This is a genomic window from uncultured Nocardioides sp. (genome assembly GCF_902805925.1).
Taxonomy (GTDB): Bacteria; Actinomycetota; Actinomycetes; order Propionibacteriales; family Nocardioidaceae; genus Nocardioides.
Genome location: NZ_CADCUP010000110.1, coordinates 1 through 7,384, shown reverse-complemented (window position 1 = coordinate 7,384; position 7,384 = coordinate 1). Strand labels below are relative to the sequence as shown.

Below are 7,384 nucleotides of genomic sequence, written 5' to 3'. Positions count from 1 at the left end.
GGAAGCCGACCACCGCGAGCACGACGATGGCGCCGCCGGTGACGAGGAGGGCTGGGTCGGGGTGCGGCGCGGAGCCGCGCCAGGTCAGGCTCAGCCAGACGAAGGCCAGCGGCGGGGCCAGCCAGAGAGCCGGCTGGCCGTCGGAGGTGACGGCGCCGCCCAGCACGACCGAGGCCGCGAAGGCGGCCGCCGAGAGCCACCACAGGCGCGCGAGGACCCGACGCGAGACCGCGTCGTGCTGGAACCCCACCGGCGCATGACCGAGCATGGGACACCTCCCCCCAGGCGCCCCCCGGCGCCTGTCGTCGACCGGGCGCACACCCCCTGCGTCCCCCGGTCGGGTTCAGCATATTGACGCACATCGCGCGGTTGGGCGGAAGTGCACAACCTGCGTACGCTGGACTGATCCACCCCCTGCTCCCGTGAGGTACGCATGCCCAGCCCCACTGCCGAGTCGGTCTTCCCGCGCCTGGAGGGCCGGCTGCCCTCGGTGCAGAAGCCCATCCAGTACGTCGGCGGCGAGCTCAACTCCACGGTCAAGGAGTGGGACTGCGCGCCGGACGGCCCGACGGTCCGCTGGGCGCTGATGTACCCCGACGCCTACGAGGTCGGCCTGCCCAACCAGGGCGTGCAGATCCTCTACGAGGTGCTGAACGAGCGCGACTGGATCCTCGCGGAGCGCACCTACTCGGTGTGGCCCGACCTCGAGGCCGTGCTGCGGGCCGGCGACGACCACGGTCCCATCCCGCAGTTCACCGTCGACGCCCACCGCCCCGTGCGTGCCTTCGACGTCCTGGGCCTGTCGTTCTCGACCGAGCTCGGCTACACCAACATGCTCAACGCCCTGGACCTGGCCGGTATCCCGCTGCACGCGGCCGAGCGTGGCGAGGACGACCCGGTCGTGCTCGCCGGCGGCCATGCCGCGTTCAACCCCGAGCCCGTCGCGGACTTCATCGACGCCGCGGTCCTCGGTGACGGCGAGGAGGTCGTCCTGGCGATCTCGGAGGTGGTCCGGGAGTGGAAGGCGCAGGGCTGCCCCGCCGGCGAGATGCCCACCGGTCGGGACGAGCTGCTCCGGCGCCTCGCGGTGAGCGGCGGCGTCTACGTCCCCAAGTTCTACGACGTCAGCTACGCCGAGGACGGCACCATCCGGGCCGTCGTGCCCGACCGCCCCGGCATCCCGGCACGGGTCCGCAAGCACACGCTGATGGACCTCGACGCCTGGCCCTACCCGGCCAAGCCGCTGGTGCCGCTGGCCGAGACGGTGCACGAGCGCTTCTCGGTGGAGATCTTCCGCGGCTGCACCCGCGGCTGCCGCTTCTGCCAGGCCGGCATGATCACCCGCCCGGTGCGCGAGCGGTCGATCGAGACCATCGGCGCCATGGTCGAGAACGGCATCCGCGCGACCGGCTTCGAGGAGGTCGGGCTGCTGTCGCTCTCGAGCGCCGACCACACCGAGATCGCGGAGGTGGCCACCGGGCTCGCCGACCGCTACGAGGGGCAGAACGTCTCCCTGTCGCTGCCCTCCACCCGCGTGGACGCCTTCAACATCACCCTGGCCAACGAGTTCTCGCGCAACGGCCGTCGCTCCGGCCTGACCTTCGCTCCCGAGGGCGGCAGCGAGCGGATGCGCAAGGTCATCAACAAGATGGTCAGCGAGGACGACCTCATCCGCACCGTCGCCACGGCGTACTCCCACGGCTGGCGACAGGTGAAGCTCTACTTCATGTGCGGGCTCCCCACGGAGACCGACGAGGACGTGCTGGCCATCGCCGACCTCGCCAAGCGGGTCATCGCGACCGGGCGGGAGGTGTCGGGCCGCAACGACATCCGCTGCACCGTCTCCATCGGCGGCTTCGTGCCCAAGCCCCACACGCCGTTCCAGTGGGCCGCCCAGCTCGACCACGAGACCACCGACGAGCGGCTCAAGAAGCTGCGCGACACGGTGCGCGAGGACAAGCGCTACGGCCGGGCGATCGGCTTCCGCTACCACGACGGCAAGCCCGGCACCATCGAGGGACTGCTCTCTCGCGGCGACCGTCGCGTGGGCGCGGTGATCGAGCAGGTGTGGCGTGACGGCGGCCGCTTCGACGGGTGGAGCGAGCACTTCTCCTACGACCGCTGGGTCGCGGCTGCCGGGACGGCCCTCTCGGGCACCGGCGTCGACCTCGACTGGTACACCACCCGCGAGCGCGGCTACGACGAGGTGCTGCCGTGGGACCACCTCGACTCCGGGCTCGACAAGGACTGGCTGTGGGCCGACTGGGAGGACGCCGTGTCGGTCGCGGCCGACCCCGGCTCCGTGCCCGATGTCGAGGACTGCCGCTGGACCCCCTGCTACGACTGCGGTGTCTGCCCCGAGATGGGCACCGAGATCCAGATCGGCCCGACGGGACGTCAGCTGCTGCCGCTGGCCGTCGTCTGAGTCGGGTCGGGTAGCCTGACCGGCCGCGGAGGAGCGCGATGGTGGCGTGCCGCGCGACGAGAACGTGGTCGACGGGAAGGAACAGGGATGTCGGGCGAGACCCGCGGCACGGGCGGCACGATCGCGGAGGACTACACCGCCTCCTACTACCAGGAGGGCCACCTCGGCGGGGAGGGTGACTACTCCTGGGACGACGGCCACTGGCGCGGCTTCTTCGAGATGGCCGCCGACCGCATCGTCGCCCTCGCCAATCCGGCGTCCGTGCTCGACGTGGGCGCCGCGAAGGGCATGCTGGTGCAGGCCCTGCGGGCCAAGGGGGTCGACGCCCGTGGCTTCGACCTCTCCGACCACGCCGTGGCCACCGCGCACCCCGACGTGCGGGAGCACCTGTGGGTGGCCTCTGCTACCGAGGAGCTCGAGGGGACCTACTCCCTGGTCACCTGCATCGAGGTGCTCGAGCACATGGCCCCCGCCGACGCGCAGACCGCCATCGACCGGATGTGCGCGGTCACCGACCTCGTGCTGTTCTCCTCCAGCCCCGACGACCACGCCGAGCCGACGCACGTCGGCACGCGGCCGACGGCCACCTGGGCGACGTGGTTCGCCGAGCGCGGCTTCTTCCGCCGCGTCGATGTCGACCTCTCCTTCCTCACCCCCTGGGCGGTCCTGCTGGAGCGCGCCGAGCTGCCGGCACGCGCGCTGGTCCAGCGCTACGAGCAGCAGTACGCCCAGGTCAACACCGAGCTGGTCGCCAAGCGCAGCGCCCTCCTCGAGGCGCACCGCGAGATCAGCGCCCTGCAGCAGGAAGGTCCCGCCTCGGCCGACCTGCAGGCGCTGGTGCACAAATGGGAGGCCGAGGTCCTCGAGGCCCGGCACCAGCTGCTCACCACCCGCGACCACGTCGTGGGCACCGAGGCCCAGGTGTCGCAGCTCGCGCGTGAGAACGTGCGCCTGAGCCGCGAGCTGGTGCGCAGCCGCAAGCAGCTCGCCACGGTGCGCGCCAAGCTGGCCTCCGCCCGGCAGCGTGCCAACCGGCTGGCCCGGCGCCTCGAGCGCGCCCGGTCGACGCCGGCGCTCGCCGTACCCCCGCCGTCGGTGGCCCAGCGTGCCGTGCGCAGGCTGCGGGGCGGCTCGCGGTGACCGAGAGCACGAGCGGCCCGCTCTTCTCGATCGTCACGCCCGTCTACGACCCGCCGATCGACGTCCTCGAGGACACCATCGCCTCGGTGCTCGACCAGGACCTCGACGACTGGGAGTGGATCCTGGTCGACGACCTCTCGCCCACCGAGGCGGTCCGCGAGACCATCCGGGCCCACGCCGCCCGTGACCCGCGCATCCGCCTGCACGAGCGGGAGGTGAACGGCCACATCGTGGCCGCGTCCAACGACGGGCTGGCGCAGGCCACCGGCGAGTTCCTCGTGTTCCTCGATCACGACGACCTGCTCACGCCCGACGCGCTGAGCCGCAACGCCGAGCTGATCGCCGAGCATCCCGAGGTCGACTACCTCTACTCCGACGAGGACAAGGTCGACGGCGACGGCAGGCTGTACGACGAGTTCGCCAAGCCGGCCTGGTCGCCGGAGCGGCTCCGGGGCCAGATGTACACGTCGCACCTGTCGGTGATGCGGACCGAGGTGGTGCGGCGTGTCGGTGGCTTCCGCCACGGCTACGACGGCTCGCAGGACCACGACCTCGCGCTGCGGGTCAGTGAGGTCGCACGCCGCGTCGTGCACGTCCCGCACGTGCTCTACCACTGGCGCGCGGTGGTCGGGTCGGCGTCGGCCGACATCCACGCCAAGCCGTACGCGACCATCGCCGGCCAGAACGCCGTGCAGGACCACCTCGACCGCCTCGGCATCCCCGCCGAGGTGGAGCAGGGCCCGGCCCCCGGTCACTACCGGGTCACGCGACGGCTCGACCCGTCGGTGCGGGTGTCGGTCGTCATCCCCACCATCGGCCAGTCCGCCCTCATCTGGGGTGCGCGCAGGGTGATGGTGGTGGAGGCGGTGCGCTCCCTCATCGAGAAGACGTCGCACGAGGACCTCGAGATCGTGGTGGTCCACGACCGGCCGACCCCGCCGGCGGTGCTCGAGCGGCTGCGCGAGGTGGCCGGCGACCGGCTGGTGCTGCAGCCGTTCGACAAGCCGTTCAACTACAGCGAGAAGATGAACGTCGGCTGCCTGCGGGCGTCGGGGGAGCGGCTGGTCTTCCTCAACGACGACGTCGAGGTCATCTCCGAGGGGTGGCTCGAGCAGCTGGTGGCACCGCTCGACGAGCCGGACGTCGGCCTCACCGGAGCGATGCTGCGCTTCAGCGACGGGTCGGTGCAGCACGCGGGCCACGCCTACGCCGGCGGCCACTACCTGCACCCGCACATCTTCGAGCCGAGCGGCTCCTACGGCGCCTTCGGTGCCCTCGTCATCAACCGCGAGGTCAGCGGCGTGACCGCCGCCTGCGCGGCCATGCGCCGCGGCACCTTCCTGGAGATCGGTGGGTTCGCGGAGGAGCTGCCCGCCAACTTCAACGACGTCGACCTCTGCTACAAGGTGCGCGCCACCGGCTGCCGCATCGTGTGGGTGGCCGGGTGCGAGCTCTACCACTTCGAGTCACGCAGCCGGGAGCGGATGGTGCACGACTGGGAGCGTGACCTGGTCCGCAGCCGCTGGGGCGTGCCCCGTGACGACGACTACACCCGGCCGGCGACCTCGAGGAGGAGCCGGCGGCTCCCGGCGAGGCTAGCCCTCGCCCAGGAGCAGCGACAGCCCGAACGCCACCAGCCCTAGCACCACGGCGGACCTCCGGACCGTGCGGCTGCTGCCGTCGGCCAGCAGCGCGCAGCAGCCGATCATCCACGGCAGCAGCGACATGCCGTAGCGCCACGGCAGGGTGAAGTGCTCGCCCTCGCTGACCACGACCGACAGGGCGAGGGCAGGTGCGGCGACGATCGCCACCGCTCCGGCCGACAGGGCGAGGAGGCGATCACGGACCGGCACGCCCTGTGCGAGCGCGAGGCCCACGACGCCCCCCAACGTCACCGCCAGCCCGATCACGAAGAGCGGCTCGCTGTAGACGCCCGTGACGGGAGGCGGCAACGCGCCCATCGCGGTCCGCTGCAGGAATGACGACGACTCGGCCAGCAGCGCGGTCCAGGCGAAGGGGCCACCGACACCGTCGTCGGGTGACGGCCCGACGGCCAGCCGCGACCGCACCCACAGCCAGGCGCCCTGGGCGCCGACGGCCGTGACGACCGCCGTCACAGCAGCCAGCGAGCGACGATCGAGCAGCCATCGACGTACCCGCCCGCCCCCGGGGTCGGAGCGGCGGGCGTCGTAGGCCGCGAGCGCCACCAGGTAGAGGCCGGCGGCCACGAAGCCGACGAGGTTCTGCACCTTCACCAGCGTCATGACGGAGGCGACCGGCGCCAGGAGCAGCAGGGGGCGGAGGCGGCCGCTGCGTCCCTCGACGGCCAGCAGGAGGGCGAGGGACCCGGCGAGGATGGCGGGGGCGTCCGTCGAGATGTAGGTGTTGGCCCAGTAGGCCGGCAGCGAGCCGATGGTCAGCAGCCCCGCCGCGCCCGCGAGGGCCGGAGGCGTGCCGGCCCGACGCAGGGCGAGGTAGAGCACGATGGCGCCGGCCGCGAGCCAGATCCCGCCGGCCAGCCGCCCACCCTGCACGAGATCGGCCCCGGCCCACTCGAAGGGCTGGGCCACCACGCGGGTGGTGAAGAAGTAGATCGGCGTGTACAGGTCGCCGGTGGTGCCGCCGCCGAGCGCGAAGATGCCGCCGGCGTCGTCGGCCCGGCAGGCCTCGGCGTTCAGGGGCGCGTCGTCGAGTCGCAGCCCGTTGCACACGATCATCCTGCGTGCCGTGAGACCGGTCTCCTCGCCCTGTCGGACGATGCCCTGGTCGAGCACCTTGGCGTAGTTGTCGATGTACTGGTACTCGTCGATCGGTGACAGCTTCTCGTGCTCCAGGACCTGTTCGACGGTGAACGTGAGGCTTGCGAACAGCAGCCCGAGGCACACCAGGACGTCGGCGAGCCGACCGGGCCGCGGGCTCCAGCGCTCAGCCATCGGTCGACCGCACCGCGTAGACGTACTGCCGGACCCCCGACCAGGTGAAGCTGGACGTCCGGGTGAGGCACGCGAAGGGCAGCTCCGGCGCGCCGGTGACGATGTGCCCGAGGCGGAGCCGCGGGTCGACCTCGCAGGGGTCCAGGCTGACATCGATGATGTCGGGGTTCGGGTTCGCCATCGTCGCGGCCGCACCCGGCCGCCTGTCGAACGACACCCTGAGGAAGCTGGCCCCGCGGTTCCACTGCTCCTCGTAGCGACCGTCGGGGTCGAGCAGCCGCCACGCGTCCTCGTCGGGGCCGCTGGACTGGTAGCCGGTCAGCGAGGGGACGCCGTTGCCGAACAGCAGGGCGGAGACGAAGGGCGAGTCGGCGGCCACCACCGTGCCACCCTCGCGGGCCTGATCCGCGAGCACGCGTGCGGCGCCGGCCGCGCCGCTCTCCCGCAGGTCGCCGAGGCCGAAGGTGACCGGGTTGACGAAGTACCCCGACACCAGCAGGGCGACCACCACGCCCGACACGGGGACCCACGAGCGCCACACCGTCGTGGCCAGCACGAGAGCGCCGACCAGCGCGCCGCTGAGCAGGACGGTCGCGGTCCCGATCGCCGGCAGCGCCTCCTGCAGGCTGCTCACGCCGTACGCCGTGGCGAGGGCGCACGTGGCCGCGACCGGCAGGGCCCCGCGCAGGCCGACGGCCGGCACGCGGGACAGCACGACGCACAGCAGCAGGCTCGCGGGGTAGCCGACGGTCTGGGCGGCGCGCGGGCCGGGCACCAGGTTGAGCAGGGGCAGGTGCTCGCCGAGCGTGCCCCAGCTGATGGTGCTCCACGCCAGCCACAGCACGCTCGCCCCCCCGAGCGCCCACAGGGCCGCACGACGGGCCGT

6 protein-coding genes are annotated in these 7,384 nt (G+C 72.4%); 3 read left to right on the top strand and 3 right to left on the bottom strand.

Annotated features, from left to right (window positions below; genetic code table 11):
- Positions 1-268: hypothetical protein (locus QZX64_RS07740; RefSeq protein WP_295658136.1), on the bottom strand; the 268-nt coding region annotated here is incomplete at its 3' end.
- Between the two features lie 165 nt (positions 269-433).
- Between QZX64_RS07740 and QZX64_RS07735 the strand changes: the two genes are divergently transcribed.
- The 3 genes from QZX64_RS07735 (at position 434) to QZX64_RS07725 (ending at position 5,208) form a co-directional block, all read left to right on the top strand.
- Positions 434-2,425: a TIGR03960 family B12-binding radical SAM protein gene (locus tag QZX64_RS07735; RefSeq protein ID WP_295658134.1), complete on the top strand. Its 1,992-nt coding sequence runs from the start codon at positions 434-436 to the stop codon at positions 2,423-2,425.
- An 87-nt stretch (positions 2,426-2,512) separates the two neighbouring features.
- Positions 2,513-3,565: a bifunctional 2-polyprenyl-6-hydroxyphenol methylase/3-demethylubiquinol 3-O-methyltransferase UbiG gene (locus QZX64_RS07730; protein WP_295658133.1), complete on the top strand. Its 1,053-nt coding sequence runs from the start codon at positions 2,513-2,515 to the stop codon at positions 3,563-3,565.
- Positions 3,562-5,208, top strand: coding sequence for a glycosyltransferase (locus QZX64_RS07725; RefSeq protein WP_295658131.1), 1,647 nt, complete (start codon positions 3,562-3,564; stop codon positions 5,206-5,208). Before QZX64_RS07730 ends, QZX64_RS07725 begins: the two co-directional genes overlap by 4 nt.
- Here QZX64_RS07725 and QZX64_RS07720 read toward each other — a convergent pair.
- Both QZX64_RS07720 and QZX64_RS07715 read right to left on the bottom strand, forming a co-directional pair.
- Positions 5,161-6,498, bottom strand: a complete 1,338-nt coding sequence (locus QZX64_RS07720) for a hypothetical protein (RefSeq protein ID WP_295658129.1) — start codon at positions 6,496-6,498, stop codon at positions 5,161-5,163. The two genes, QZX64_RS07725 and QZX64_RS07720, sit on opposite strands and share 48 nt — an antisense overlap.
- Positions 6,491-7,384 (bottom strand): hypothetical protein (locus QZX64_RS07715; RefSeq protein ID WP_295658127.1); only part of this gene is annotated, 894 nt, incomplete at its 5' end. The genes QZX64_RS07720 and QZX64_RS07715, both read right to left, overlap by 8 nt.

Coding starts and splice junctions, on each gene's coding strand:
- QZX64_RS07735 (WP_295658134.1), top strand. CDS start 434: ATGCCCAGCCCCACTGCCGAGTCGGTCTTCCCGCGCCTGGAGGGCCGG.
- QZX64_RS07730 (WP_295658133.1), top strand. CDS start 2,513: ATGTCGGGCGAGACCCGCGGCACGGGCGGCACGATCGCGGAGGACTAC.
- QZX64_RS07720 (WP_295658129.1), bottom strand. CDS start 6,498: ATGGCTGAGCGCTGGAGCCCGCGGCCCGGTCGGCTCGCCGACGTCCTG.